Source organism: Caballeronia sp. INML1 (genome assembly GCF_023631085.1).
In the GTDB taxonomy this organism is placed as follows: domain Bacteria; phylum Pseudomonadota; class Gammaproteobacteria; order Burkholderiales; family Burkholderiaceae; genus Caballeronia; species Caballeronia turbans.
The window spans coordinates 1-26,239 of sequence record NZ_JALQDT010000007.1 but is presented as its reverse complement, the minus strand read 5'-3'; the positions used below and the strand labels follow the sequence as shown (position 1 = coordinate 26,239).

Here is a 26,239-nt window from a genome sequence, read left to right as displayed (position 1 = left end):
ACCACCCGCCGAATCGCGGGGTGGCGCGGGGGGTGAATCGGGGGGGGGGGGGGGCGGGGGAATGCGGCGCCCCGCGCGGCGCGCCCCCCCACGCCGCGCAAGGTCAGCGAACGCTTGAGCGTCGCGGCGCTCGCGAGCGCCGCCGTAATGCCCGGCACCACTTCGAACTCGATGCCGGCCGCTTCGAGCGCGCGCATTTCCTCGTCGGCGCGACCGAAGAGCATCGGATCGCCGCCCTTCAGACGCACGACGATGCCGTGCTCCAGCGCCGCATCGACGATTTGCTTGTTGATGAAGTGCTGGGCCGTCGAGCGCTGTCCACAGCGCTTGCCGACGGCAATCTTCTTCGCGTTCGGCGCGTAATCCAGCATCGCCGGTTCCACGAGCGCGTCGTGCAAGACGACATCCGCCTGCTCCAGCAAACGCATGCCGCGCACGGTGATGAGATCCGCCGCGCCCGGTCCCGCTCCGATCAGATAGACCTTACCCATAGCTTTCATCGATCAACTCGTGTGCTCAGATGGCTCATGCAGAGATTGCACGAATCATACCGGCCGCGACCGTGTGATGCGTCGCTTCGTCGATCAACACGAACGCGCCGGTTCCCTGATGCGTATCGTACTCGTCCGCGACGATCGGCTTTTGCAGCGTGAGCGCCACGCGGCCGATATCGTTCATCGCAAGCGTAGTGCGATCGACCGAATGCGACAGCGTATGCACATCCAGCACCTGCTTCACCGCGCCGACGCGCGCGAACACCGTGTTGGTCGTCTGCTTCAGCAGGTACTTGCGCTGCGGCGAGAGCGGCTCTTCGTCGAACCAGCAGATGTCCGCTTCGAGCTTCTTCGCCGGTTCGACCCTGTGCGCCGCGTTGGCCACATTGGGAACGAAGGTGTCGCCGCGCGACACGTCGACGTCCTCCGTCAGGCGAATGGTCACCGTCTGGCCCGCAAACGCGCGATCGACGGGCGCCACGCCGCCCGGCACCGGCGCGATGATCTCGGCGACGGTCGCTTCACGATTGGCCGGCAGCACGAGAATCGCATCGCCGACGCGCACTTCGCCCGCCTCGACACGGCCCATGTAGCCGCGGAAATCGTCGGCCTGCGAGCCGTCCTGACGCGCGACCCACTGCACCGGGAAGCGCAGCGCCTGATCGTTCGGCTGCGCGACCGGCAGCGACTCGAGCAGATCGAGCAGCGGTTCGCCCGCATACCACGGCATGCGCTCGCTCGCCGTCACGATGTTGTCGCCCTTGAGCGCCGACACGGGCACGAAGCGCACATTCGACAGACCGAGTTGATGCGCGAGCGTGACATACGCATCGCGGATCTCGTTGAAACGCGCTTCGCTGTAATCGACCAGATCCATCTTGTTGATCGCGACGATCGCGTGCTGCAGGCCGAGCAGCTTGACGATCGCGCTATGGCGCTTCGTCTGCGGCAACAGTTGCGCGACGCCGTTCTCGAAGGTGACGCGCGTGGCGTCGACGAGAATGATCGCGGCATGCGCCGTCGATGCGCCCGTCACCATGTTGCGCGTGTACTGCTCGTGGCCCGGCGTATCGGCAATGATGAATTTGCGCTTGGCGGTCGCGAAATAGCGGTACGCGACGTCGATGGTGATGCCCTGCTCGCGCTCGGCTTCCAGCCCGTCCGTCAACAGAGACAGATCGATTTCATCGCCCACCGTGCGCTTGTTCTTCGCGCGCGAAATCGCGGACAACTGGTCCGACAGCACAGCCTTGCTGTCGTACAGCAGACGGCCGATCAGCGTGCTCTTGCCGTCGTCGACGCTGCCCGCCGTGATGAAGCGCAACACGCCCAGGTCTTCAGCTTGATAGATGCTCATGATTCTTTCGTTCCTCGGGGCGTGTGGCTTAGAAATAACCTTGCTTCTTGCGCTGTTCCATCGCGGCTTCGGATGCCTGGTCGTCCATGCGCGTCGCGCCGCGCTCCGTGATTTCCGTCACGGCGGTTTCGGCGATGATCTTCTCGACATCGTCGGCATCGCTCGCGACCGGGCACGTGCAACTGATGTCGCCGACCGTACGGAAGCGCACCTGCGCGATCTCGGCGGCCTCGCCCTCACGCACCGGCGTCAACGGCGTCACCGGCACGAGCAGGCCGTTGCGGCGCACGATCTCGCGCTCATGCGCGTAGTAGATCGACGGCAGTTCGAGCTTCTCGCGGGCGATGTATTGCCACACGTCGAGTTCGGTCCAGTTCGAGATCGGGAACACGCGCAGATGCTCGCCCGCATGCAGCCGCGCGTTATAGATGCTCCACAGTTCCGGGCGCTGGGCCTTCGGGTCCCACTGGCCGAATTCGTCGCGGAACGAGAAGATGCGCTCCTTCGCACGCGCCTTCTCTTCGTCGCGGCGCGCACCGCCGATCATCGCCGTGTAGCCGTATTCCTCGATGGTTTCGAGCAGCGTCACCGCTTGCGCGGCGTTGCGCGAATCCGTCTCGCGGCGCAGGCGCACGGTGCCCTTTTTGATCGAATCCTCGACATGGCCGACAACCAGTTCCGCGCCGATTTCCGCCGCGCGGCGATCGCGGAAGTCGATCACTTCCTGGAAGTTGTGACCCGTGTCGATATGAACCAGCGGGAACGGCAACTGAGTCTTGCGGCCCGCGCCGAGACCGAACGCCTTGAGCGCGAGATGCAGCACGACGACCGAATCCTTGCCGCCCGAAAACAGGAGCGCGGGCTTGCTGCATTCCGCGACAAGTTCGCGAATGATGTGGATCGACTCGGCTTCGAGCCAGTCCAGGTGATCCATGCGGGTCGCCTTGTTGGCGATCGGTGCGGTGACGGTTGAGTCGAGCGTCGTGCTCATGTTCGTCGATCCTTTTTTATGCAGCGTCATGCAGTTTCCACGGCGACGATGCGTTCAATGACAGGGGGTGATGCGGCGTCTTGCGCGCCTTAAATCGTCGAGCTCGGAGCTTCTTCGACGACCTTGATGTTCGTGATGTGCAGGCCGCATTCCTTCGTATCGCGCGATTCCCACCACCAGCGGCCCGCCCGGCTGTCTTCGCCGGGGCGCACCGCGCGCGTGCAGGGCTCGCAGCCGATGCTCGGATAACCGCGCGCATGCAGCGGATTCACCGGGACATCGAAGGCCTTCAGGTAATCCCACACATCCGTTTCGGTCCAGTCCGCGAGCGGATTGAACTTCGCGATGCCGCGCGGCGCGTCGTGCTCTTCCTCGTGCAGCTCGGCGCGCGTCACCGACTGCTCGCGACGCTGGCCCGTCACCCACGCGGACACATCCGACAGCGCGCGATTGAGCGGCTCGACCTTGCGGATATGGCAGCAGCCCTTGCGCAGATCAATGCTTTCGTAAAACGCGTTCAGGCCATGATCGCGCACGTAGGTGTCGACCGCGTCCTGCTGCGGATGGAACTGCTCGATGTCGTAGCCGTAGCGTGCCTTCACGGTGTCGAGCATGCCGAGCGTTTCCGCATGCAGGCGGCCCGTGTTCAGCGAGAAGATGCCAATCTTCACACCGCGCGACAGAATGGCGTGCGTGAGCACCATGTCTTCGGCGGCGAGGCTGCTGGCTAGCTTGACGCGTTCGTGGCGTGCTGCGATGGAATCGAGCAGCGCATCGAGGCGTTCAACCTTGGCTTGCAATTCTGGCGTCATGCATCAGGCTCCAAGCGCTGCCACGAGTGCCGCGCGACGGCGGAACAGCGGTTCGAGATTGTCGGTCGCGCCCTGGTACAGCTCGGTAAACTCGTTGAACGCGTTCAGCGCGTCGTTGATGTCCTTGTCCGCGCGCACCGCGAATGCGTCGAAGCCGCAACGCGAATGGAACAGCACCTGGTCGCGCAACACGTCGCCGATCGCGCGCAGCTCGCCCGTCCACTGATAACGCTCGCGCAGCAGACGGCCGATGGAGAAGCCGCGGCCATCGCGGAACACCGGGAAGTCGACCGCGATCACGGAAAGCTGGCCGAAGTCCGGCGCGAGATCGGCGGGTTCATCATCCGGCGCGAGCCAGACGCCGATGTCTTCCTTCGGGCGCGATGCGACGATTGCCGACTTGTGCTCCTTCCACAGCGCGAACGGCACGATGACCTTGCCGGCGGGCAGCGCATCGACAGCGGGCAACGCGCCGTCTTCGGCGGCACGCACGACGGTGAAATGGTCTTCGACGACGGCGCGGTTCTTGATGATCAACGTCATTTGAAATCCTTAAGCGTGAGCCTGGCGCGATGCGTACACGCGCTCCTTGAACGGCGCCATGCCGATGCGGCCGAACGTCTCGATGAAGCGCTCGCCTTCGATGCGGTTGTCGACGAACGTGTCGATCACTTGCGAGATCACATCGGGCATCTCTTCGGCCGAGAACGACGGGCCGATCACCTTGCCGAGATGCGCGCCGGTCGCGCCCGAGCTTTGCTCGCCGCCGAGCGTCACCTGATACCACTCCGAGCCGTCCTTATCGACGCCCAGAATGCCGATGTTGCCGACGTGGTGATGACCGCACGCGTTGATGCAGCCTGAAATGTTCAGCGACAGGTCGCCGAGATCGTGCACGTAGTCGAGATCGTTGAAACGGTCTTGAATCGCGAGCGCAATCGGGATCGACTTCGCGTTCGCGAGCGAGCAAAAGTCGCCGCCCGGGCACGCGATGATGTCGGTCAGAAGGCCGATGTTCGCGGTCGCGAAACCGAGCGCCTTCGCGCGTTCCCACACGGTGTACAGGTCGCGCTTCTTCACGTTCGCGAGAATCAGGTTCTGCTCGTGCGACACGCGGATTTCACCGAACGAGAATTCGTCGGCGAGCGTGGCGACGTCGTCCATCTGCTTGTCGGTGGCGTCGCCCGGCGCGATGTGACGCTGCTTCAGCGACAGCGTCACCGCCGCATAGCCCGGTACCTTGTGCGGACGCACGTTACGCTCGACCCAGCGCGCGAACGGCTTGTCGTCGATCAGATGCTTTTCGAACGAAGCGTCCGTGTCCGCCAACTTTTCGTAGGCAGGCGGCGCGAAGAACGTCGACACGCGATCGACTTCTTCCTGCGTGAGCGTCGAGGGGCCGTCCTTCAGATGCTGCCACTCTTCCTCGACCTGCTTCGAGAACTTCTCCGGCGACAGCGCCTTCACGAGAATCTTGATGCGCGCCTTGTACATGTTGTCGCGGCGGCCGTAGCGGTTGTACACGCGCAGCACGGCTTCGCAATACGTGATCAGGTGTTGCCACGGCAGATCGCGCTTGATGATCGCGCCGACGATCGGCGTGCGGCCGAGACCGCCGCCCGCGAGGATGTCCATGACGACTTCGCCCTGCGCGTTCTTCTTCAGATACACGCCGAGGTCGTGGACCTGCACGGCCGCGCGATCTTCCGCCGAACCGTTCACGGCGATCTTGAACTTGCGCGGCAACCACGCGAATTCCGGATGGAACGTGGACCACTGACGCAGGATTTCCGACCACGGACGCGGATCGACCTGCTCGTCGGGCGCGACGCCGGCGAACTGGTCGGCCGTGATGTTGCGAATGCAATTGCCCGAGGTCTGGATCGCGTGCATCTGCACCGAGGCGAGCTTGCGCAGGATTTCCGGCGTCTCTTCGAGCTCGACCCAGTTGAACTGGATGTTCGTGCGCGTCGAGAAGTGGCCGTAGCCGCGGTCGTGCTCGCGCGCGATGGTGGCGAGCATGCGGAGCTGGTCGCTGCGCAGGTTGCCGTACGGAATCGCGATGCGGTGCATGTACGCGTGACGCTGCATGTAGAGGCCGTTTTGCAGGCGCAGCGGACGGAATTCCTCTTCGGTCAATTCGCCCGACAGTCGGCGGCGGACCTGGTCAGCGTACTGCGCGACACGTTCGTCGACGATGCGTTGGTCGATCTGATCGTATTGGTACATTCGGGGGCCCCAAGTTCTTGTAAAGGCGCCGCGTCCTAGGTTACGCAGCGCGTCTCGTCCATCGAATACCCATTGAGTCGCCGTCGCGAGCGTCGTTCAGACTAAACGCTCATTTGCTTATGACAGATAGAGATATGGATATTGGAAAAATTGGACTGATAGTAAAGAACCTGCTATATATTGCAAACGACTGAAAAATTACTTTGATATGCGGTTGAGTTATAAATGAATCTGCATCAGTTCCGCTTCGTGCGCGAGGCCGTCCGGCAGAATTTCAATCTGACGGAAGCCGCGAAGGCACTGTATACATCCCAGCCGGGCGTCTCGAAGGCGATCATCGAGCTGGAGGACGAACTGGGCGTCGAAATCTTCACGCGCCACGGCAAGCGCGTGCGCTCGCTGACGGAGCCGGGCCGCATCATCCTCGCGTCGGTCGAGAAAATATTGCAGGAAGTCGAGAGCCTGAAGCGCGTCGGCAAGGATTACGCGGCGCAGGACCAGGGCAATCTCGTCATCGCCGCCACGCATACGCAGGCGCGCTACTCGCTGCCATCGGCAATTGCGGAGTTCAAGAAGCGCTTTCCCAAGGTCCACCTTTCGATTTTGCAAGGCAGCCCCACGCAGGTCGCGGAGATGGTCATCCACGATCAGGCGGATATCGCCATCGCGACCGAGGCAATCGCCAACTATAAAGAACTGATTTCGCTGCCATGCTTCCAGTGGCAACACCTCGCCGTGATGCTGCCGGACCATCCGCTGCTCGAGCGCAAGACGCTCACGCTCGACGACCTCGCGCAATATCCGATCATCACCTACGAAGCGTCGTTCGCCGGGCGCACGAAGATCAATCAGGCGTTCGCGCGACGCAACCTGACGCCGGATGTCGTGCTCGAGGCCATCGACGCCGACGTGATCAAGACTTACGTCGAGCTGGGGCTCGGCGTCGGGATCCTGGCCGATATCGCGTTCAATCCGGAGCGCGACAAACATCTGCGCGCGATGCCCGTCGGCCATCTGTTCGGCACGAACGTCACGCGTCTCGCGCTGAAACAGGGCGCGTATCTGCGCAGCTATGTGTATACGCTCGTCGAATTGCTGTCGCCGTCGCTGAACCGCAAGTTGATCGAGCAGGCGCTTTCCGGCGAGCACGAGAGTTACGAGCTCTGAATAAAATGGCGGCGCACGCTGCCTCAAAAAATTCCCTCCCTTGGAGACCTTTCCGATGATGCTGTCGAAGTTCACGCGCCGGCTTGCCGCCGGCGTCGTCTTGTCCGTAATCGCGGCGGCCGCGCACGCCCAACTGAAAGTCGGCATCGACCTGTCGAGCACCGGCCCCGCCGCCGCGATCGGCATCACGAGCAAGAATGCGATGCTGATGTGGCCGAAAACCATCGCCGGGCAGAACGCGGAGTACATCATTCTGGACGACGGCTCGGACCCGGGCGCGGCCGTGCGCAACATCCGCAAGCTCATCAGCGAGGATCATGTCGACGTGATCGTCGGGCCGAACATCACGCCTGCCGCCCTTGCCGCGCTCGATCCCGTCGCCGAATCGGAAACGCCGATGATTACGCTGATCGGCTCGGCTTCGGTCGTGGAACCGCAGGAAGGCAAGAAGGTGTGGGCATTCAAGATGGCGCAGACCGACCGCGCGATGGCCGACGTGATGACGCGATACATGGCCAATCACGGCGTGAAGACGGTCGGTTTCATCGGTTTCGCGGACAGCTACGGCGATAGCTGGCTCAACGAGTTCACCAAGTTCGCCGATCTCCGGCATATCAAGATTGTCGCGAGCGAGCGCTTCAACCGGACCGATGCGAGCGTCACCGGCCAGATTCTGAAGCTCATGTCCGCGAAGCCGGACGCGGTGCTGATCGCGGGCGCGGGCACGCCCACGGTGCTGCCTCAGCGCACGCTCGTCGAGCGCGGCTACAAGGGCGCGATCTATCAGACGCATGGCATAGCGACGCCCGAGTTCATCAAGCTCGGCGGCAAGGATGTCGAAGGCACGCTGTTTCCGACGCAGCCGGTCGTCGTCGCCCGGACGCTGCCGGCGGATCATCCGTCGAAAAAGGCCGCGCTCGCGTTCGTGAACGCCTACGAGGAAAAATACGGCAAGGGCACAGTCACGCAATTCGCGGGCGATGCGGCCGGCGTCTATCCGCGTCTGCAGGATGCGGTGGCGCGCGCGCTTCACACGGCCAAGCCGGGCACGAAGGAGTTTCGCGTCGCGCTGCGCTCGGAACTGGAGCACGCGCATGAGCTCGTCGTGCCGAACGGCGTCGTGAATACGAGCGCGACGGATCACGTCGGTCTGGATCAGCGCGCGAGCGTGATGGGCGTGATCACGAACGGTGCGTTCACGTATCTCGCTCAGTAATTTCCCAGCTTGGGAACACGCCGCCGATGCTGCTTGCCGGCGGCGACGTTTTCGGTCATAATGGCCGACTCGATTGGCTCGTTGCTGGCGACGTGTTGCTACGAGTCGATCAAGGCCCAGGTGGTGAAATTGGTAGACGCAGGGGACTCAAAATCCCCCGCCGCAAGGCGTGCCGGTTCGATTCCGGCCCTGGGCACCAGAATTCATGCAAAAGCCGCTCCGAAGTGAGCGGCTTTTTTGCGTTTGGGGCGGACGTGTTCCTGTTCCTATACGTACTTCAAGATCACGCCGCAATGACGTATCCGCGTCGGCCTCGTTGTTACTCGACGCCCGAGCGCCCTTCCGCCTCCTTGACGAAATTGCGAAACAGCCAGTCGACCACGACCGGTACGCCAAATCTCGCGAACGCGCACGCAACCACGACCGGCCAATATTCCCGGAAAAATCCCAAAACGAAGTTCACCATCTCGCCACCCTAGCCTTGCTTTCATTCAACGCAACTGAAAATAGGTAGTAGACCAAAGAATCCCACAGCGGATGAAACGGCAAGATCTCTCTGACCTCTTCACTAAACGAAGCCACGAGCAAGTGTATCCATGGAAGCACGCCAATCAGAGAGGCGAAAATTCCCAGATACGCGATAAATATCGCCTGACGGATTCGTTGCGTGGACATCCAGAACTCGCCGCGCATCTCCCCCGCAGCACGGCCAGCGCAAACGATCTCGCCCATGAACAGCGGCAGTCCGACGATCAACTGCCGCGCCGTCGCGTCGAAGCCGTTCGATCGCATTGTCATCATCCTTTTCGTAGCTGATGACACACAATTTCGCCCGCGCAAACATTTGCGGGAAGTCGTCCGGATGGCTATCTCGTGTTCGGACGTCGAAACCGTTTCTCTCCAACGTCACGATTCGCGAATGTGCGCAATCGCGTAGACGCACCTCACCGCGCGCCGTAAAAATACCTTCCATCGGCATTCGGAATCCCGCCGCGGGGAACATCACGGGATGCTCGCTCGCGCAGCGCCCGCATTTCGGGTTGCTTAGGACTATCTCGATGTCGTAACCCGCTCGCGCGATGCGTCGAGCCATAACTCGAAGAAGGGTGCGACATGAATCGACCTGAATACTCGCTGTCGCTCGACTCCGTCATCTGCCAGCGCTGCAACACCGTTTCGCCAGCCGAAGAAGAGACCTGCCCATCCTGCGGCGCCGATCGTCAGGGCGCGATTTTCACGAGCCGTACGGAAACCCGCGCGAGCGTGCCGGTGCCCGCGCAACTCGACATCGTCGATTGGGATGACAGCCACTGGCTGCAGCGCCTCGTGCGCCGCAGGATGTTGACGTCGTATCCGAACTTCATCGAACCCGGCGATTTGCAGGAGCAGCGGCGCAAGTCCGCACACACGGCCATCGCCGTGCTGGTCGGCGGAGTGGTCGCGAGCATCGCGGTCGGCGCGTACTTTTATGCACGTCTGGACGACAACGCACCACCGCCGAGCGACGACCCCGGCATCAGCGTGGCTGGCTCGGTTCACGACCGCGCATCCGCCGCGCCTGGCGCCAACACTGCGCGACAGGCATCGCTGATGCGCTCCAAAGCGGACTCGACGAACGCGCAGGCCGTCACGCCCGCGTCATCGGCAAATCACGCGCGCGAAGAGCACGTGTCCGTCTCGCCAGGCGCTCCCGCGGCGGCGCATGCGACCACGGAAACCACGTCGGTCGCACCTCGCGTAGAACCTCGTGTGGCCGTCGCGAGCATGCCGGCATCGGTCAGTACGGTTGCCGCCGCCGCGCCTGCGAAGCCGCCGGTGCCCGCCGCGCCCGCCGCACCCACGGCTCACGCCACGGCGAGCCCACCGTCGCCCGGCATCGCTCCAACGACTGCCGTAGCGTCGGCGAAGCCCGCCACCACGAACGCGACGACCAGCTCAGCCGCTGCGGCGGGCGCGTCGGTCGCTGCCGCTGCGCCGCCGATCAAACCATCGGCGCCGGTCGTCGCATCGACACAGAAACCGGAACCGCATGCCAGCACGACGCTGAGCGCAGCTATTCCCATCCCGGCAAAACCGTCGGCGCAAGCGCCCGCGCAAGCCACACCGGTCGCGCGCACGGCCGAGCCGCCTCGAAGTATCCCGGCGATCGCATCTGCCGAAAAACCCGCTGCACGCCCGGCTCAGCCCGCTGCGGAGCCGCTGCCCGCGGCCGTCGCGCGAAGCATTGCGGCGCTCCAGCAAGCGCTCGCCGCCCGCGATCTCACCGCCGCGCGCCGTCACATGCGCGGCCTCTATGCAAGTGAGCCGCGCAGTCCGGAAATACAGCAGATCGCGGCCGAATTGTCGCGTCAGGAACGCGCACGCGACAGCGCAATGGCGAGCGCCCGCACGTGCGCCGCGAACATGGACCCGGCGTGCGCGTTGCGCAATGCGCGCCGCGCGGTGGCACTCGACCCGCGCAACGGACAGACGCAGGCGACCCTGCGTCGTGCGCTCGCCGTGCAAAACGAGACCAATACCGAATACTTCCGGCAAGCCAGCGGCATACCGAAGCCGATCGTCCCGACGATGACCTTCGACGGCCGCTGGAGCGCGGGCAATCGGCATCCCGCGATGTCGGCCGATGACGACGATTCGCGCTACACGCCCTTCGGCCTCGGCGTGCCCGTGGTATCGAAGGGACGCAATGACGCGCACTGACGCACATCGACACAACCACACGGATTGCGAACGGAATAAGCCGCGAGGCACATCCGTTTAGAGGTGACGAACATACTGACGGCGGACCGCTGCCGAAGGAGTCACCATCATGCAAACCGGATTGTGGAGCCGCTTCGTCGTCTGCGCCGCCGCGGTCATGACCTTGACGGGCCTCGCCTCGTGCGGCGGCGGCTCGAACGACAACATGCCGGCGGCGACGCGCTTCAAGATGTCGATCGTCGTATCCGATGGCGCCGTGTCCGCGCCGCACACGGACCCGAACCTGAAAAACGGCTGGGGCGTCGCGTTCAATCCGAACGGCTTCGTGTGGGTCGCCAACAACGGCACGCAGACGGCCACGCTGTATGACGGCAACGGCGTCGTGCAATCGCTGGTCGTCTCCATTCCCGCGACCGCGGCGGGTCCGGCCAATCCGACCGGAATCGTCTTCAACAAAGGACCGGACCTCACGCTCGCGCGCAACGGCAAGTCGGGCGTCGCCGCATTCATTTTCGCGGGCGAAGGCGGCTCGATCACCGCGTGGGCGCCCGCGGTCGACATGACGCACGCCTTCACCGCCGTCGATTCGAGCGCGTCGGGCGCGATCTACAAGGGACTTGCGATCGCCACCACGGCGGCCGGCGGGCATCGCCTCTATGCCACGGACTTCCATAACAACAAGATCGACGTTTTCGACGGCACGTTCACGAAGATCGTCGTGCCCGGCAACTTCGCGGACACGCAGATTCCGGCAGGCTTCGCGCCCTTCGGCATCCAGGCGATCGGCTCGACGATCTTCGTCACCTACGCGAAGCAGGACAGCGACGCCGAGGACGACGTGCAGGGCGCGGGCCTGGGCTTCGTCGACGTGTTCGACATCGACGGCAATCTGATGCAACGCTTCGCGGCGAACGGGCCGCTGAATGCGCCGTGGGGCGTCGCGCAGGCCCCGGGCAACTTCGGCACCTTCAGCAACGACATCCTCGTCGGCAATTTCGGCGACGGCACGATCAACGCGTTCGATCCGGTGAGCGGCGCGTTCGTCGGCCAGTTCATGAACACGGACGGCACGCCGCTCGTGGAGCACGGCTTGTGGGGCATCGCGTTCGGCAACAATCTGAACGCGCAGCCCTCGAACACGCTCTTTTTCGCCGCCGGCCCGAACGACGAAGCCGACGGCGTGTACGGGCGCATCGACATGCAATGAAGCGCGCACCGCGTTTGCCTGGGCGATGATGCCGGCCCCGGACGCCCCTTCGTCCGAATGCGCATCGCCACGCTCGGCGCCGCCCGTGGTTCGGGCGGCGCTCTTTTTTGTCGCCGATACGAAACGCGCCCGGGCAAGCGCGGGACCGAACGCGCGGCTTGCTAGAATGCGCGCTTCAACTCCGCTCATCCGATGGACCTCGAAACCCTCCTTTTCTCCCAAGGCTTCGGGTCGCGCCGCCAGTGCCGCGGCATCGTCGCCGAAGGCCGCGTGCGCATCGCGGGTATCGTGCGCGACGATCCGCACGCCGATCTTCCCGTCACGGCCGGTCTCGAATTCGAAGTCGACGATCATCTCTGGCCATATCGCGAGAAGGCATACATCGCGCTGAACAAGCCGGCGGGCTACGAATGCTCGCGCGATCCGCAGCATCATCTGAGCGTGTTTCATCTGCTGCCGCCGCAATTCGTCGCACGCGGCGTGCAGCCGGTCGGCCGGCTAGATCAGGACACCACGGGCCTGCTCCTTCTCTCCGATGACGGCGCGTTCGTTCACGCGTTCACCTCGCCCAAACGAAAGGTGCCGAAGGTCTATCTCGCGACCGTGCGTCATCCGCTCGACGATGCACAGCTCGCGAGGCTCTGCGAAGGCGTGCTGCTGCACGGCGAGCCGAAACCGAGCGCCGCGCTCGCGGCCCGACAACGCGACGAGAGGCTGCTCGAACTCACCGTGCTCGAGGGCAAATATCATCAGGTGAAGCGCATGGTTGCGGCAGCCGGGAACCGCGTGGAGAAGCTGCATCGCGAGCAAGTCGGCGGTTATGTTTTGCCTGACACGCTTGCCGAAGGCGAATGGCGCTGGCTCGATGACGCCGATCTCGCCGCGCTGCGTCGCCAGCCGGATATGACGCCGTAGCTTCGCTTCATCGTTCGATTCGCCGGCGCGTTGCGCGCGCACGACGACTCAGCCGAGCTCAAAACCTGCGCGGGCCACGGCCACGGCCAGATGGTCGAATTGAGCATGCAAATCGGTAAAAGCCCTCAGTGGCGGGCGCTGCAGCGCAGCATGCCTTCCGCTCTCCGCACTCATATACTGGTCTAACGGATACCAAAACGACTATCAGAAAAGCAGGAGGGCATCATGGTCTCCCACTCGACCGCCGCGCTGATTGCGTTCGTCGCGCTGAGCGCTGTCCTCATCGGGGTGCTGGGCATCGTCATGCATGTGCGCCACAAGTATTCGCCGAATCTCATCGGCGCATTGATCGGCGCGCTGATGTGCTTCGTCCTGCTCGAAACGATTCCCGCATTGATCTAGCGCCGCACGGCTGCATTCAGGAAATCATCGACGGTCGGATGGCGTAGCACATAACCCAGTTCGCGCTTCAGTCGCGCGTTGGAGAGCCGCCGCGACTCGCGCATGAACGAGAGCGTCATCGGTTCCAGGCGCGTTTCCGCTTCCTCGCGCGAAATACGCGGCACGCGGGACAGGCCGTACGCGTCGGCCACGCGGTCGAAGTAATCCGCCATTCGAAGATCGGTGTCATCCGAGGCGTTGATGACGCGCTGCGGCCGGCCGCGCGCGAGCGCGCGTAACAGGATCGCCGCGAGATCGTCGGCATGGATGTGATTCGTGTAGACGTCATCGGATTCGACGAGCGCGGGCATGCCCTTTTCGATGCGCGCAACCGGCAAGCGATTGGCCGCGTAAATGCCCGGGATCCGCACGATCGACACACGCCACCCGCTTTCCACGCCCGCCGCGCGCAACTGCCGCTCCGCCGACACGCGCCGCCGCGCTCGCTCGTTCCCCGGCCGCGCGGGCCGCGTTTCGTCGATCCACGCGCCGGCGCAGTCGCCATAGACGCCGGTCGTGCTCGCGTATGCGAAGCGCGTGCGCGCTCCGGTCCGTCGCCGGGTAGCTGCGCGAAGGCCGTCGGGTACAATGAAAGACGTTTTTCCGGCGCGATCCGGATGCAGCCAGTGAGTCTTTGCGCCGCGCGCCACAGACCGGCGCGGGCTGCGCAACGCGGCAATCAGCGCGCGCGTGCGGCGGTCCGAATCGCCGTCACGCTGCGGCGGCGCGAGATGCAGCACGTTGCGCGCGAGCCCCGCGAGCCTCCCGAGGCTGCGGCGCACATCGAGATCACCGGAAATCGGCGTCGCGCCGGCCGCGCGCAGTTCGCCGGCGCGCTCGGGATGATGCGTGAGCGCGATGACGCGGGGCGCGCCGGAGCGCGCCTGCAGAAGCGGCAACGCGCGCATGCCGACATCGCCGCACCCGACGATCAGGACACGCGCGCGGCGAAGGTTTCGAGTGGCGATCATCCGGGCATTCTATCCGTCGCCCGAAACCGGCGTGCGGCGTCGAAAAGACGAACGAGACAACTCCACACATCGCAGAAATCGATCTATGGCTTTCAACGTAACGCTCCGGCAAAGCGGCCGGCAGTTTCAAGTAGAACCCGACGAGCCGGTGCTGACCGCCGCGCTGCGCCAGGGCATCGGCCTGCCTTACGGCTGCAAGAACGGCGCGTGCGGCTCCTGCAAGGGCGCCGTCGTGAGCGGTGAAGTCGAGCAGGCGCCGCATTCGTCATCGGCCTTGTCGAACGACGAAAAGACGCGCGGCATGGCCCTCTTCTGCTGCGCGACCGCGCAGACCGACCTCGAAATCGACGTGCGCGAAGTCGCGGGCGTCGGCGACGTTCAGGTGAAGAAGCTGCCGTGCCGTGTGAATGCACTCGAACGCAAGGCCGACGACGTCATCGAACTGAAGCTGCAATTGCCCGCCAACGAGCGCCTGCAGTATTACGCGGGCCAGTACATCGAGTTCATCCTGAAGGACGGCAAGCGCCGCAGCTACTCGATGGCGAGCCCGCCGCATCACGAAGGCCCGCTCGAGCTGCACATCCGCCACATGCCGGGCGGCACGTTCACGGATCACGTATTCGGCGCGATGAAGGAGCGCGACATCCTGCGCTTCGAAGGCCCGCTCGGCACGTTCTTTTTGCGCGACGAATCCGAGAAGCCGATCGTGCTGCTCGCGTCGGGCACAGGTTTCGCGCCGATCAAGGCGATCATCGAGCATGCGGTATTCAAGAACCTGAATCGCCCGATGACGCTCTACTGGGGCGGCCGCCGCAAGAAGGACCTCTACATGATGGATCTCGCCGCGCAATGGGCGAAGGAGATCCCGAACTTCAAGTTCGTGCCCGTGCTCTCCGAGCCCGACGCAAACGACAACTGGACGGGCCGCACGGGCTTCGTTCATCGCGCTGTCATCGAAGACCTGCCAGACTTGAGCAGCTATCAGGTGTATGCATGCGGCGCGCCGGTGATGGTGGAATCCGCGCAGCGCGATTTCACGCAGCATCATCGCCTGCCGGAGGACGAGTTCTACGCGGATTCGTTCACGAGCGCGGCGGATCTCGCGCATCCGGTCTGAAGCCGCATGAAGCCCGCACGCGGACAAAAAATCCGCGTGCACGGTTTACAGGCAGCAACCGCTTAACGTATCCTTCGCGAATGATCAAAATCCTGAACGCACTTCGACGTCGCCGCTCGCCGCTTCCATAGGGATGCCGCTGGCTCGTCAAGCATTTGCGCTCACGGTTCGGTTTGTTCGAAGCGTACGAAATGAAGCCACGGAACTCCGTGGCTTTTGTTTTTTCGGCATCGTTTTCCTCCTTTTCTCGCACTCGCCTTCGTGGAGCCCGCTGTCATGAATTTCAATGAGTACCCCGTTGATTCGCTGATGTACATCACGAACCGCCCCGAGATCGTGTTCACGCGCGGCAAAGGTTCATGGCTCTACGACAACACGGGCAAGCGCTATCTCGACTTCATCCAGGGATGGGCCGTCAACTCGCTCGGTCACTGCAACGAAGGCATGATCGAGGCGATGGAAAAGCAGGCCCGCACGCTGATCAATCCCTCGCCGGCGTTCTACAACGCGCCGATGGCGCAACTCGCAGGTCTGCTCACCGCGAACAGCTGCTTCGACAAGGTGTTCTTCGCCAACAGCGGCGCCGAAGCGAACGAAGGCGCAATCAAGCTCGCACGCAAGTGGGGCAGGAAGTTCAAGAACGGCGCGTTCGAGATCATCACGTTCGATCACAGCTTCCACGGCCGCACGATCGCGACGATGTCCGCGAGCGGCAAGGCCGGTTGGGACACGATTTACGCGCCGCAGGTGCCGGGCTTCCCGAAGGCCGATCTGAACGACATCGCTTCGGTCGAGAAGCTCATCAACGAGAAGACCGTCGGCGTGATGCTCGAGCCCATCCAGGGCGAAGGCGGCGTGATTCCCGCGACGCGCGAGTTCATGCAGCAGCTGCGCGAGCTGACGAAGAAGCACAACATCCTCCTGATCGTCGATGAAGTACAGAGCGGCTGCGGCCGCGCGGGGACGTTGTTCGCGTACGAACTGTCGGGCATCGAGCCTGACATCATGACGCTCGGCAAGGGCATCGGCGGCGGCGTGCCGCTCGCGGCGCTGCTGTCGAAGGCCGATGTCGCGTGCTTCGATGCAGGCGATCAGGGCGGCACCTACAACGGCAATCCGCTGATGACGGCGGCCGGTTACTCGGTGATCTCGCAACTCGTAGCTCCTGGCTTCCTCGAAGGCGTACGCGAGAAAGGCGCATATCTGAGGCAGGAGCTGCTGAAACTCTCCGACGAACGCGGCTTCAAGGGCGAGCGCGGCGAAGGCCTCTTGCGCGCGCTGCTGCTCGACAGCGACAAGGGTCCGCAGATCGTCGAGAAGGCGCGTCTGATGCAGCCCGACGGCTTGCTGCTCAATGCCGCGCGTCCGAACCTGCTGCGCTTCATGCCGGCGCTCAACGTAACGAAGGACGAGATCGATCAGATGATGACGATGCTGCGTTCGGTGCTCGATTCGCTGTGATCATCCGTGCGTTCGATGCAGGCGATCGCGCAGCCGTAATCGCCCTGTGGCGTGACGTGTTTCCGGAGTACGCGGATACATCGCGGCCGCAGCGCGATCCCGCTTTGTCGATCGCCAACAAGATGAAGACGCAGCCGGAGCTGTTCTTCGTCGGCGCGCTCGATGGCGAGGTGATCGGCACGGTGATGGCCGGCTATGACGGTCATCGCGGCTGGGTGTATTCGCTGGCCGTCACGCCGTCGCTTCGTGGACGCGGGTATGGCAGCGCGTTGATGAGGCACGCGGAAGCCGTGTTGACGAAGCTCGGCTGTCCGAAGGTGAATCTGCAGATTCTGTCGGTCAAGACGGAGTTGCGCGGGTTCTATGAGAAGCGCGGATATCGCATCGATGAAGTCGTGAGTCTCGGCAAGCGACTATGAAAAAGGCCGGCTGCAAGAGCCGGCCTTTCATCGACAGCAAGACGCTTACTCGCCCAGATAAGCCGCGCGAACCTTCGGATCGTCGAGCATGACCTTGGCGTCGCCGGACATCGTCACCGTGCCCGAATCCATCACGTAGCCGCGATTCGCCGCCTGCAACGCGAGACGCGCGTTCTGCTCCACGAGCAACACCGTCAGACCTTCCGCCGAGATCTCGCGCACCACTTCGAAGATCTTCTCGACCATGATCGGCGAGAGGCCCATCGACGGTTCGTCGAGCAGCAGCAGCTTCGGCCGCGAGAGCAGCGCACGCGCCATGGCGAGCATCTGCTGCTCACCGCCCGACAACGTGCCCGCATACTGCGACGCGCGTTCCTTCAGCCGCGGGAAGAAGCCGAACATGCGCTCGGTGTCCTTCTGGATGCCGTCCGAATCGTTGCGCAGATACGCGCCCATCTGCATGTTTTCGAGAATCGACATGCGCGCGAAGATGCCGCGGCCTTCCGGCACCATCGCGAGGCCGCGCTTGAGCAGTTCGTGCGTCGGCACGCCCTTGATCGACTGGCCCATGTACTCGATATCGCCGCCCGAGTACGGCTTGAGACCCGTGATCGCCTTCATCGTCGTGGTCTTGCCCGCGCCGTTCGCGCCGATCAGCGTGACCAGTTCGCCCTGCCCGACTTCCAGATCGACACCCTTCACCGCCTGGATGCCGCCGTAGTTCACCTGCAGACCCTTGACCTTCAACATTGCGCTTGTGGTCGCCATTTAGTGCACCCCCGCACCCAGATATGCCTCGATCACCTTCGGGTCCTTCTGCACGTCCTGCGGCAGACCTTCGGCGATCACCTTGCCGTAATCGAGCACCGTCATGCGGTTGCACAATCCCATCACGAGTTTCACGTCGTGTTCGATCAACAGAATCGTCTTGCCGTCCGAGCGGATCTTGTCGAGCAGACGCGTGAGTTCGACCTTTTCCGTCGCGTTCATGCCGGCGGCGGGTTCGTCGAGCGCGAGCAGCTTCGGATCGGTCGCGAGCGCGCGTGCGATCTCGAGACGCCGCTGGTGACCGTACGACAGATTGCGCGACGTGTAATCCGCGTACTGGAGCACGCCGACGTATTCGAGCAGTTCGAGCGCGCGCTCCTTGATCTCGCGCTCTTCACGGCGCTCGGCGGGCGTCTGGAACACCGCGCCGATCAGACCGTGCTTCGTGCGCACGTGACGGCCGACCATCACGTTTTCCAGCGCGGTCATGCCGCCGAACAGGCGAATGTTCTGGAACGTGCGCGCGATGCCCGCCTTCGCCACCTGATACACGGCCGTCGGCGTATAAGCCTGGCCGTCGAGCTTGAATTCGCCCGAGTCCGGAGTATAGAGGCCGGTGATCACGTTGAAGAACGTCGTCTTGCCAGCGCCGTTCGGGCCGATCAGGCCGTAGATGGTGCCTTCTTCGATCTGAAGGCCCACGTCCGACAAAGCCTGCAAGCCGCCGAAGCGCTTGTTGACGCCTTTGACGGAAAGTCGTGTTTGCTTTTCGCTCATGTTCTGAATCTCCGCCTTATGCACGCGCCGGCTTCTTGCCGCCGCGCTTCGCGATCTTCGCGATCTTGTCTTCGTGTTTCGCGGCGGGCCACAGGCCTTCCGAGCGATACAGCATGATCAGCACCATCGCCAGACCGTACAGGAGCTGACGGATGACTTCGGTATCGACGATCTGATGACCGAAGATGGCGTTTTGCAGCGGGCCCATCGTGGAGCGCAGGAATTCGGGGAACACGGCGAGCAGCACCGCGCCGAGAATCACGCCCGGAATATGGCCCATGCCGCCCAGCACCACGCACGCCAGCACGACGATCGACTCCCAGAACGTGAACGATTCCGGCGATACGAAGCCCTGGAACGCGCCGAACATCGCGCCGGACAGACCGCCGAACGACGCGCCCATCGCGAACGCGAGCAGCTTGACGTTACGGGTGTTGATGCCCATCGCCTTCGCGGCGATTTCGTCTTCGCGGATCGCGGCCCATGCGCGGCCGATGCGCGAATGCTGCAGACGCGTACACACCCAGATCACGAAGAGCGCGCACAGCACGAACAGGTAGTAGTACATGTACACCGACGGGAACTTCATGCCGAACAACTCGTGCGTCTGCGACAGGTTGAAGCCCGCCACCGTCACCGGATCGATGCCCGTAATGCCCTTCGGCCCGTTCGTGATGTTCACCGGACGATCGAGGTTGTTCATGAAGATCCGGACGATTTCCCCGAAGCCCAAGGTCACGATCGCGAGGTAGTCGCCGCGCAGGCGCAGGGTCGGTGCGCCGAGCAGCACGCCGAAGGTGGCCGCGAGCGCCATCGCGATCGGCACGATGATGAGGAACGGCACGTGCAATCCGCCGGGCGCGAGATGCGCGATCCATTCGAATTGCGTCGTCAGTTGCGGCGACGACAGCAATGCCGCGACGTAAGCGCCCACCGCGTAGAACGCGATGTAGCCCAGGTCGAGCAGGCCGGCGAAGCCGACCACCACGTTGAGACCCAGCGCGAGCATCACGTAGAGCATCGCGAAGTCGAGCACGCGGACCCAGTAGTTGCCGCCTGCTGCACCGATCACCATAGGCGCGGCGATGACCAAGATGGCGGTGATGACGCCGACGACGAGCGTCTTTGTCGTGTTCTTCTCGGGGATGAGCGTCGTGGACGGCTCGATAGGTTGAATCGAAGTCATTTTTATGAGCTCCTCACACGGTCTTTAAGCGCGGTCCGCGACACGTTCGCCGAGCAGACCCGACGGACGGAACACGAGCACGATGATCAGCACGACGAAGGCGAACACGTCCTGGTAGTTGGAACCGAAGACGCCGCCCGTCAGATTGCCGATGTAGCCGGCGCCCAGCTGTTCGATGAGGCCGAGGAGCACGCCGCCGACCATCGCGCCGCCGAGGTTGCCGATACCGCCCAGCACCGCCGCCGTGAACGCCTTCAGGCCGGGAATGAAGCCCATGTAGAAGTGCGCGTTGCCGTATTCCGACGCGATCATCACGCCGGCCAAGGCAGCTAACGCCGAGCCGATCATGAAGGTCGCGGAAATCACGAAGTTCGGGTTGACGCCCATGAGGGACGCGACGCCCGGGTTCTCGGCAATGGCGCGCATTGCGCGGCCGAGCTTGGTCTTGTGCACGAGAAGGAGCAGTCCGCCCATCACGAGGAACGCGACGACGATGATCACGATTTCGGTCATCGAGATCACGGCGCCCGGACGGGTTTCGTCGGCGGCGATCACGTTGATCGGGTCGGTCGGCAGGAGCTGCGGGAACGCCAGCGGATTACGGCCCCAGATCATCATCGCGATGGTCTGCAAGAGGATCGACACGCCGATCGCGGTGATCAGCGGCGCGAGACGCGGCGCCTTGCGCAGCGGCCGGTACGCGACTTTTTCGATCGTGTAGCCGACGAGCGCGCAGACGACCGCGGCGATCACGAGCGCGATCGTGAGCATGATCGGCCCGGGCAAACCTGGAGCGTGATTCTGCATGACGCCGATGGCCGAGAGCGCAACCATCGCGCCCACCATCAGCACGTCGCCGTGCGCGAAGTTGATGATGCCGAGAATGCCGTACACCATCGTGTAACCCAACGCGATGATGGCGTAGACGCTGCCAAGCACCAGACCGTTGAGGATCTGCTGGATGAAAATATCCATTTAAAGCTCCTTAGCCTCGTGCGATTCGATAACGCCTTTATGACCGGCCGATAAACCGGTGTGAAGCGAAATCTGAAGCGGCACTGCGCGTACTTTTAAAAAACCGGTAAGGGTTGAGCGCCGATCGTCCGCCCGCCGCCGGATGAGGCTGCGAACGTTTCACGGACGGATACGAAAACGGCGCCGCCGGATAGCTGGCACCGCCAGACTGCCTACTGCTTGACGACGTCGAGTACGTCCTTCTTCTTATCCTTGAAGTCGTACAGCGTGATGGTCCCCGCCTTCAGATCACCCTTGTCGTCGAAAGCGATATGCCCCGTCAGACCGTTGTAGTCGGTCGTGGCAATCGCAGCGAGCACTTTGGGCGCTTCGGTGGAGTTCGCACGCTTCATTGCATCGACGATCACGTACATCGCGTCATACGTGAACGGCGCGTAAATCTGCACCGGCGTGTGGAAGCGCGCTTCGTACTTCTTCTCGAAGTCCGCTCCCTTGTCCATCTTCGAAAGCGCGGGTCCCGCCTCCGAGCAGATGATGTTTTGCACGGCGTCGCCCGCGAGCTCGGCTACCTTGTCGGTGCAGACGCCGTCGCCCGCGAGGATCTTCGCCTTGATGCCGAGCGCCGCCGCTTCCTTGGCGAACGGGCCGCCCGTCACGTCCATGCCGCCGTACATCACGACGTCCGGCTGAATGCGCCTGATCTTCGTCAGAATCGCCTTGAAATCGCGGGCTTTCTCGGTCGTCGCCTCGCGCGCGGCGATCTTCACGCCGCCGGCCTGCGCCGATTTCGCGAACTCGTCGGCCAATCCCCGGCCATAGGCGCTCGCATCGTCCACCACGACGACCTTCTTCGCATGCAGCGTCTTCATCGCGTAGCCGGCCAGCACGGGGCCCTGCAGCGCGTCGGTCGCCACGACGCGAAACGTCGTCTTGTAACCTTGCTTCGTGTACTCCGGGTTCGTCGTCGACGGAGAGATCTGGGCGATGCCCGCATCGCTGTAGATTTTCGACGCCGGGATCGATACACCCGAGTTCATGTGACCGATCACCGCGATCACGTGGTCGTCGACGAGCTTCTGGGCGGCTTCCGTGCCGACGCGCGGATCGGCCGCATCATCCTGGCCGTCGAGCACGAGACGGATGGAATGTCCGTCGATCGTCAAACCTTGGGCGCTGATCTCTTCCAGTGCGAGACGCGCGCCGTTTTCATTGTCTTTACCGAGGTGGGCCTGCAGGCCCGTCAAGGGCGCGACATGACCGATCCTGACGACGGTTGCCTCACTCGCCGGCGCAGGTGCGGGCGAGGACGCAGCGGACACTGCGGCGGAACTTGCCGCCGGCGCTGCCGTGCTCGCCCCGCCTTCGTCCTTCTTGCCGCATGCGCTTGCCATTGCAACCGCAGCCGCGATAGACACGGCGTGAGCAAACTTGAATCGCATCAAATAGGTCTCCTGCGCCTCTAAAAACTGTCGTCGTGAACCCTTCTGGCCTCAAGACGCGCGCATTGTAACGCTAAATATGAGACGAGCAATATTCTTGCGTGGCGGGGTTTTCCAGCATTGCAACCCTCATTTTCAGCCGATTTTCCGGCAGAAGCGCAACCGGGTTGCGATCCGTTTTTGTGCAGTAGTTGCACCATAACGAAAACAGGTTTAATCGGCCGAATGTCGAGGGCTACGTCTGGTTATCGGATTTACGGGAAAACCCTTGAGTTATTCAGGAGAAAATGTCGCTACAGCGCGCGCACCGTTGCGGTGCTCAGTTTTAGCCCTTGCTTCTCCGGGCGAAAAAAAAGCGCCCGGAGGCGCTTCTTCATAACTCTTCCTGATTTACTGCGGCAGCGACAGTCCGCGTGGCAACGGAAACGAGATCGTCTCCTCAATGCCTTCGAGCGAGCGCACGTTGCGCACACCGAGTTCGCGCAAGCGTGCGATCACGGCCTGAGCCAGCACCTCCGGCGCCGATGCGCCCGCCGTCACGCCGATACGCTTTCTGCCCTCGATCCAGCGCGGATCGATCTGCGTCGGCGAATCCACCATATAGGCGGGAATGCCGCGCTTCTCGGCGACTTCGCGCAAGCGGCTCGAATTCGAGCTGTTCGGGCTGCCGACGACGATCACGACATCGCACTGGGGCGCCAGGAACTTGACCGCATCCTGGCGGTTCTGCGTCGCATAGCAGATGTCCTGCTTCTTCGGTTCCCTGACGTCCGGGTACTTCGTCTTGAGCGCGTCGATGATCGCAGAGGCGTCGTCGACCGAAAGCGTCGTCTGCGTGACATACGCAATGCGCAGCGGGTCGGGCAGATCGAGCTTCTGCACATCCTCGATATCCTCGACGAGATGCATGCCCTCGCCCGACTGCCCCATCGTGCCCTCGACTTCCGGATGACCCTTGTGACCGATCATCACGATGTCGAAGCCCTCCTGACGCATCTTCGCGACTTCCATGTGCACCTTGGTCACGAGCGGGCAAGTTGCGTCGAACACGCGCAGGCCGCGCGCCTCCGCCTCGCCGCGCACCGCCTTCGAGACGCCGTGCGCGCTGAAGATCAGCGTGGCGCCTTCCGGTACATCGGACAGTTCTTCGATGAAGATCGCGCCCTTCTTGCGCAAATCCGCGACGACATAGGCGTTATGGACGATCTCATGACGCACGTAGATGGGCGCGCCGAAGAGCTTGATCGCGCGCTCGACGATTTCAATCGCGCGATCGACGCCTGCACAAAACCCGCGCGGCTGCGCGAGCAGGATTTCGACGTCGGTCTGAACTTCGTTGAGGCTTTCAATCATGGTTACAGAATTCCGATGATTTTCACTTCGAAGACGAGCGCCTGGCCCGCAAGCGGGTGGTTGAAGTCGAACAGCGCCGCGGTCTCGCCGACTTCCTTCAGCACGCCCGCGTAGCGCCCGCCAGCCGGCGCGTTGAATTCGACGAGATCGCCGGGGGAAAAATCCTCGCCGATCATGCTGTTTTCGCGCAGCGTCGCGAGCGACACCCACTGGACCAGTTCCGGATTGCGCGGCCCGAACGCCTGATCGGGCGTTAGCTGAAAGGTCGAGTGGTGGCCGACCTTCAGGCCCAGCAAAATCTCTTCCAACGGCTCCGCGAGCTGGCCTGCGCCGAGCAGGAGCGTCGCGGGCTTGTCCGTGAACGTGTTGACGATGTCAGCACCGTCGGCGAGCGCGAGCCGGTAGTGAAGCGTGACGTGCGAACCGGGTTTCACCTCGGAGATATCGATGATGCTCATGAGTATTGGATGTGGCCGTTCGTTTGAAGGCAGGGCGCGGGCCCGGCATGGGGCGGATCTTCCGCGCGAGGCAGCGAACCGCGCGGCGCCGGTGCGAACCGGACGCCAAAACCGCTATTGTAAGACAGAGTTGTGTCGTGACGCGTCACGCGGCGGTGTCCTGCGTGCGCTCGGCCGCGCGACAAGACGTCCCGGAGGGCCGCGATGAGCGCCGATCTGCGGCTCGTGAAGCCGCCCGCGGCACCCGACGAAAACATCGCGACGATTGCGCCCTTCATGTCGATCCGCAAGTGGGCGCGCGCCGACCGTCCGCGCGAACGCCTGCTCGATAGCGGCCCGGCGTCGCTGTCGGACGCGGAACTGTTCGCATTGTTCCTGCGCACCGGGGTGTCCGGCGTGACGGCAGTCGATGTGGCGCGCCAGCTTCTGCGGCGCTTCGGATCGCTGCGCGGCGTGCTGGACGCGTCGGCCGCGGAATTGCGCGAGCAGCATGGCATCGGGCCGGCTCGCGCGGCGACGCTACTCGCCGTGTCCGAACTGTGCCGGCGCGCGCTCGCGGAAAAAGCACGCGACCGCGAACTCCTGAACGCGCCGGGCGCGGTCGAGGACTATCTGCGGCTGTTGATCGGCACGCGGCCTTACGAAGTGTTCATCTGCCTGTATCTCGACGCGCGTCATCAGTTGCTGCTCGCCGAGGAGTCCGCGCGCGGCTCGCTCACGCGCGTCGCGGTCTATCCGCGCGAGATCGTTCGGCGCGCGCTCACTTTGAACGCGGCGGGGCTCATCGTCGCGCGTAATCACCCGTCGGGCGGCGTCGAGCCGAGCGCGAACGACCGGCGGCTGACCAAGACGCTGCAGGACGCCTTGACGCTCATCGATGTGCGGCTGCTCGATCACATCGTCGTGGCCGCGAACGAGGTGTTCTCCTTCGCGCGGCACGGTTGGCTGTGAACGAAAGGGCCATAAATGGTTTGATATTTCAGCGTTTTTCCTGTTACAATCCGCGTTTGCTTTTCTCAACCCGCCTGTTCTGAGTAAAGTGTGAACTGCGGTGTGAACCGCAAGGTGCACTGGGCGCAGCCCTCATTGGCATAACCGTGCTGCCAAGTCCCCGATCGGCAAATTGGGCGATAAGAGGCATCGAACGGAAGCGAGTGCTTTCGTTTCGAGCGTTCGACTCAGACTTAACGTGTATTTAGGAGTGTCCTCATGGCACGCGTATGCCAAGTAACTGGGAAAGGCCCGATGTCGGGCAACAACGTTTCCCACGCAAACAACAAGACCAAGCGTCGTTTCCTGCCGAACCTGCAGAACCGCCGTTTCTTCGTTGAAAGTGAAAATCGCTGGGTCCGTCTGCGCGTTTCGAACGCCGGCCTGCGCCTGATCGACAAGAACGGTATTGACGCCGTGCTCGCAGACCTGCGCGCACGCGGTGAAATCTAAGGAGCACGCAAATGGCCAAGGGCGCACGCGACAAGATCAAGCTGGAATCGACCGCAGGCACGGGTCACTTCTACACGACGACCAAGAACAAGCGCAACATGCCGGAAAAGATGGCGATCAAGAAGTTCGATCCCGTCGTCCGCAAGCACGTTGAGTACAAGGAAACCAAGATCAAGTAACCCCTTGATTCGAGATTCCTGAACGAAGACAGCAAAAAGCCCCGCAAATGCGGGTAATGCCGTTCAGTTAGCGCTGCACGGCATTTTTGTTTATGGGGTGAGAAGTGGTTGTAAACGGAGCGCCGGGCTGTTAACTTTCCGGTGCGATGCTTGCCGACCACCTC

27 protein-coding genes and 1 tRNA gene are annotated in these 26,239 nt (G+C 63.1%); 13 read left to right on the top strand and 15 right to left on the bottom strand.

The window, feature by feature from the left end; genetic code table 11:
• The 6 genes from cobA to NCR38_RS03055 all read right to left on the bottom strand — a co-directional run.
• The coding region (gene cobA, locus NCR38_RS03080; protein WP_250476401.1) for a uroporphyrinogen-III C-methyltransferase at nt 1–491 on the bottom strand (491 nt) is incomplete at its 3' end.
• Between the two features lie 34 nt (nt 492–525).
• Entirely contained in the window at nt 526–1,851 is a 1,326-nt protein-coding gene (locus tag NCR38_RS03075) for a GTP-binding protein (RefSeq protein WP_284502123.1), read from the bottom strand.
• A gap of 28 nt (nt 1,852–1,879) precedes the next feature.
• Nucleotides 1,880–2,842 (bottom strand): sulfate adenylyltransferase subunit CysD, encoded by a 963-nt coding sequence (gene cysD / locus NCR38_RS03070; RefSeq protein ID WP_061118902.1) that lies wholly within the window; start codon nt 2,840–2,842, stop codon nt 1,880–1,882.
• Between the two features lie 89 nt (nt 2,843–2,931).
• The gene (locus NCR38_RS03065) at nt 2,932–3,654 is read right to left on the bottom strand and encodes a phosphoadenylyl-sulfate reductase (RefSeq protein WP_250476398.1); all 723 of its coding nucleotides are present in this window, start codon (nt 3,652–3,654) and stop codon (nt 2,932–2,934) included.
• A gap of 3 nt (nt 3,655–3,657) precedes the next feature.
• The gene (locus NCR38_RS03060) at nt 3,658–4,197 is read right to left on the bottom strand and encodes a DUF934 domain-containing protein (RefSeq protein ID WP_061118782.1); all 540 of its coding nucleotides are present in this window, start codon (nt 4,195–4,197) and stop codon (nt 3,658–3,660) included.
• A 9-nt stretch (nt 4,198–4,206) separates the two neighbouring features.
• Nucleotides 4,207–5,883, bottom strand: coding sequence for a nitrite/sulfite reductase (locus tag NCR38_RS03055; protein WP_250476397.1), 1,677 nt, complete (start codon nt 5,881–5,883; stop codon nt 4,207–4,209).
• Between the two features lie 225 nt (nt 5,884–6,108).
• On the opposite strand from NCR38_RS03055, the gene NCR38_RS03050 reads away from it, so the two are divergent.
• The 3 genes from NCR38_RS03050 to NCR38_RS03040 all read left to right on the top strand — a co-directional run bounded on the left by NCR38_RS03050 (nt 6,109) and on the right by NCR38_RS03040 (nt 8,465).
• Nucleotides 6,109–7,050: a CysB family HTH-type transcriptional regulator gene (locus tag NCR38_RS03050; RefSeq protein WP_061118780.1), complete on the top strand. Its 942-nt coding sequence runs from the start codon at nt 6,109–6,111 to the stop codon at nt 7,048–7,050.
• A 55-nt stretch (nt 7,051–7,105) separates the two neighbouring features.
• Nucleotides 7,106–8,266 (top strand): ABC transporter substrate-binding protein, encoded by a 1,161-nt coding sequence (locus NCR38_RS03045; protein ID WP_061118779.1) that lies wholly within the window; start codon nt 7,106–7,108, stop codon nt 8,264–8,266.
• 114 nt (nt 8,267–8,380) lie between these two features.
• A tRNA-Leu gene (locus NCR38_RS03040) sits at nt 8,381–8,465 on the top strand.
• A 260-nt stretch (nt 8,466–8,725) separates the two neighbouring features.
• Here NCR38_RS03040 and NCR38_RS03035 read toward each other — a convergent pair.
• Nucleotides 8,726–9,058 carry a hypothetical protein gene (locus NCR38_RS03035; protein WP_250476396.1) on the bottom strand — a complete coding sequence of 111 codons (333 nt, stop codon included), beginning with the start codon at nt 9,056–9,058 and terminating at the stop codon, nt 8,726–8,728.
• Between the two features lie 321 nt (nt 9,059–9,379).
• Here NCR38_RS03035 and NCR38_RS03030 point away from each other — a divergent pair, with 321 nt between their 5' ends.
• From NCR38_RS03030 to NCR38_RS03015, 4 genes are all read left to right on the top strand, one after another.
• A complete protein-coding gene (locus NCR38_RS03030) occupies nt 9,380–10,966 on the top strand; it encodes a hypothetical protein (protein ID WP_250476395.1) in 1,587 nt (528 codons plus the stop codon).
• A 109-nt stretch (nt 10,967–11,075) separates the two neighbouring features.
• On the top strand, nt 11,076–12,173 hold the full coding sequence (locus NCR38_RS03025; protein ID WP_250476394.1) for a TIGR03118 family protein: 1,098 nt from the start codon (nt 11,076–11,078) through the stop codon (nt 12,171–12,173).
• 192 nt (nt 12,174–12,365) lie between these two features.
• Complete coding sequence (locus NCR38_RS03020) at nt 12,366–13,088, top strand: pseudouridine synthase (RefSeq protein WP_250476393.1); 723 nt, start codon at nt 12,366–12,368, stop codon at nt 13,086–13,088.
• 225 nt (nt 13,089–13,313) lie between these two features.
• Nucleotides 13,314–13,490: a hypothetical protein gene (locus tag NCR38_RS03015; RefSeq protein ID WP_250476392.1), complete on the top strand. Its 177-nt coding sequence runs from the start codon at nt 13,314–13,316 to the stop codon at nt 13,488–13,490.
• Here the strand turns inward: NCR38_RS03015 and NCR38_RS03010 are convergent.
• Complete coding sequence (locus NCR38_RS03010) at nt 13,487–14,500, bottom strand: NAD-dependent epimerase/dehydratase family protein (RefSeq protein WP_250476391.1); 1,014 nt, start codon at nt 14,498–14,500, stop codon at nt 13,487–13,489. The genes NCR38_RS03015 and NCR38_RS03010 overlap by 4 nt on opposite strands.
• Nucleotides 14,501–14,585: 85 nt before the next feature.
• On the opposite strand from NCR38_RS03010, the gene NCR38_RS03005 reads away from it, so the two are divergent.
• The 3 genes from NCR38_RS03005 (at nt 14,586) to NCR38_RS02995 (ending at nt 17,497) form a co-directional block, all read left to right on the top strand.
• Nucleotides 14,586–15,617: a CDP-6-deoxy-delta-3,4-glucoseen reductase gene (locus NCR38_RS03005; protein ID WP_061118774.1), complete on the top strand. Its 1,032-nt coding sequence runs from the start codon at nt 14,586–14,588 to the stop codon at nt 15,615–15,617.
• Nucleotides 15,618–15,893: 276 nt separating this feature from the next.
• Nucleotides 15,894–17,078 (top strand): acetylornithine transaminase, encoded by a 1,185-nt coding sequence (locus NCR38_RS03000; RefSeq protein WP_250476390.1) that lies wholly within the window; start codon nt 15,894–15,896, stop codon nt 17,076–17,078.
• Complete coding sequence (locus tag NCR38_RS02995; protein ID WP_250476389.1) at nt 17,075–17,497, top strand: GNAT family acetyltransferase; 423 nt, start codon at nt 17,075–17,077, stop codon at nt 17,495–17,497. Before NCR38_RS03000 ends, NCR38_RS02995 begins: the two co-directional genes overlap by 4 nt.
• 45 nt (nt 17,498–17,542) lie before the next feature.
• Here the strand turns inward: NCR38_RS02995 and NCR38_RS02990 are convergent, their stop codons facing one another.
• The 7 genes from NCR38_RS02990 to NCR38_RS02960 form a co-directional block, all read right to left on the bottom strand.
• Complete coding sequence (locus NCR38_RS02990) at nt 17,543–18,247, bottom strand: ABC transporter ATP-binding protein (RefSeq protein WP_409219255.1); 705 nt, start codon at nt 18,245–18,247, stop codon at nt 17,543–17,545.
• A gap of 18 nt (nt 18,248–18,265) precedes the next feature.
• Nucleotides 18,266–19,042 carry an ABC transporter ATP-binding protein gene (locus NCR38_RS02985; RefSeq protein WP_035497906.1) on the bottom strand — a complete coding sequence of 259 codons (777 nt, stop codon included), beginning with the start codon at nt 19,040–19,042 and terminating at the stop codon, nt 18,266–18,268.
• Nucleotides 19,043–19,058: 16 nt separating this feature from the next.
• Nucleotides 19,059–20,228: an ABC transporter permease subunit gene (locus NCR38_RS02980; RefSeq protein WP_250476387.1), complete on the bottom strand. Its 1,170-nt coding sequence runs from the start codon at nt 20,226–20,228 to the stop codon at nt 19,059–19,061.
• A 24-nt stretch (nt 20,229–20,252) separates the two neighbouring features.
• Complete coding sequence (locus NCR38_RS02975; RefSeq protein ID WP_061118769.1) at nt 20,253–21,203, bottom strand: branched-chain amino acid ABC transporter permease; 951 nt, start codon at nt 21,201–21,203, stop codon at nt 20,253–20,255.
• A gap of 212 nt (nt 21,204–21,415) precedes the next feature.
• A complete protein-coding gene (locus NCR38_RS02970; protein WP_061118768.1) occupies nt 21,416–22,642 on the bottom strand; it encodes a branched-chain amino acid ABC transporter substrate-binding protein in 1,227 nt (408 codons plus the stop codon).
• Between the two features lie 390 nt (nt 22,643–23,032).
• A complete protein-coding gene (gene ispH, locus NCR38_RS02965; protein ID WP_061118767.1) occupies nt 23,033–23,995 on the bottom strand; it encodes a 4-hydroxy-3-methylbut-2-enyl diphosphate reductase in 963 nt (320 codons plus the stop codon).
• A 2-nt stretch (nt 23,996–23,997) separates the two neighbouring features.
• Complete coding sequence (locus NCR38_RS02960; RefSeq protein ID WP_250476386.1) at nt 23,998–24,453, bottom strand: peptidylprolyl isomerase; 456 nt, start codon at nt 24,451–24,453, stop codon at nt 23,998–24,000.
• Nucleotides 24,454–24,657: 204 nt separating this feature from the next.
• Here NCR38_RS02960 and radC point away from each other — a divergent pair, with 204 nt between their 5' ends.
• From radC to rpmG, 3 genes are all read left to right on the top strand, one after another.
• A complete protein-coding gene (radC, locus tag NCR38_RS02955; RefSeq protein ID WP_409241419.1) occupies nt 24,658–25,404 on the top strand; it encodes a RadC family protein in 747 nt (248 codons plus the stop codon).
• Between the two features lie 258 nt (nt 25,405–25,662).
• Entirely contained in the window at nt 25,663–25,896 is a 234-nt protein-coding gene (gene rpmB / locus NCR38_RS02950; RefSeq protein ID WP_008351171.1) for a 50S ribosomal protein L28, read from the top strand.
• A gap of 11 nt (nt 25,897–25,907) precedes the next feature.
• Nucleotides 25,908–26,075, top strand: a complete 168-nt coding sequence (rpmG, locus tag NCR38_RS02945) for a 50S ribosomal protein L33 (protein WP_006478046.1) — start codon at nt 25,908–25,910, stop codon at nt 26,073–26,075.
• The last annotated feature ends 164 nt before the right edge of the window (nt 26,076–26,239 follow it).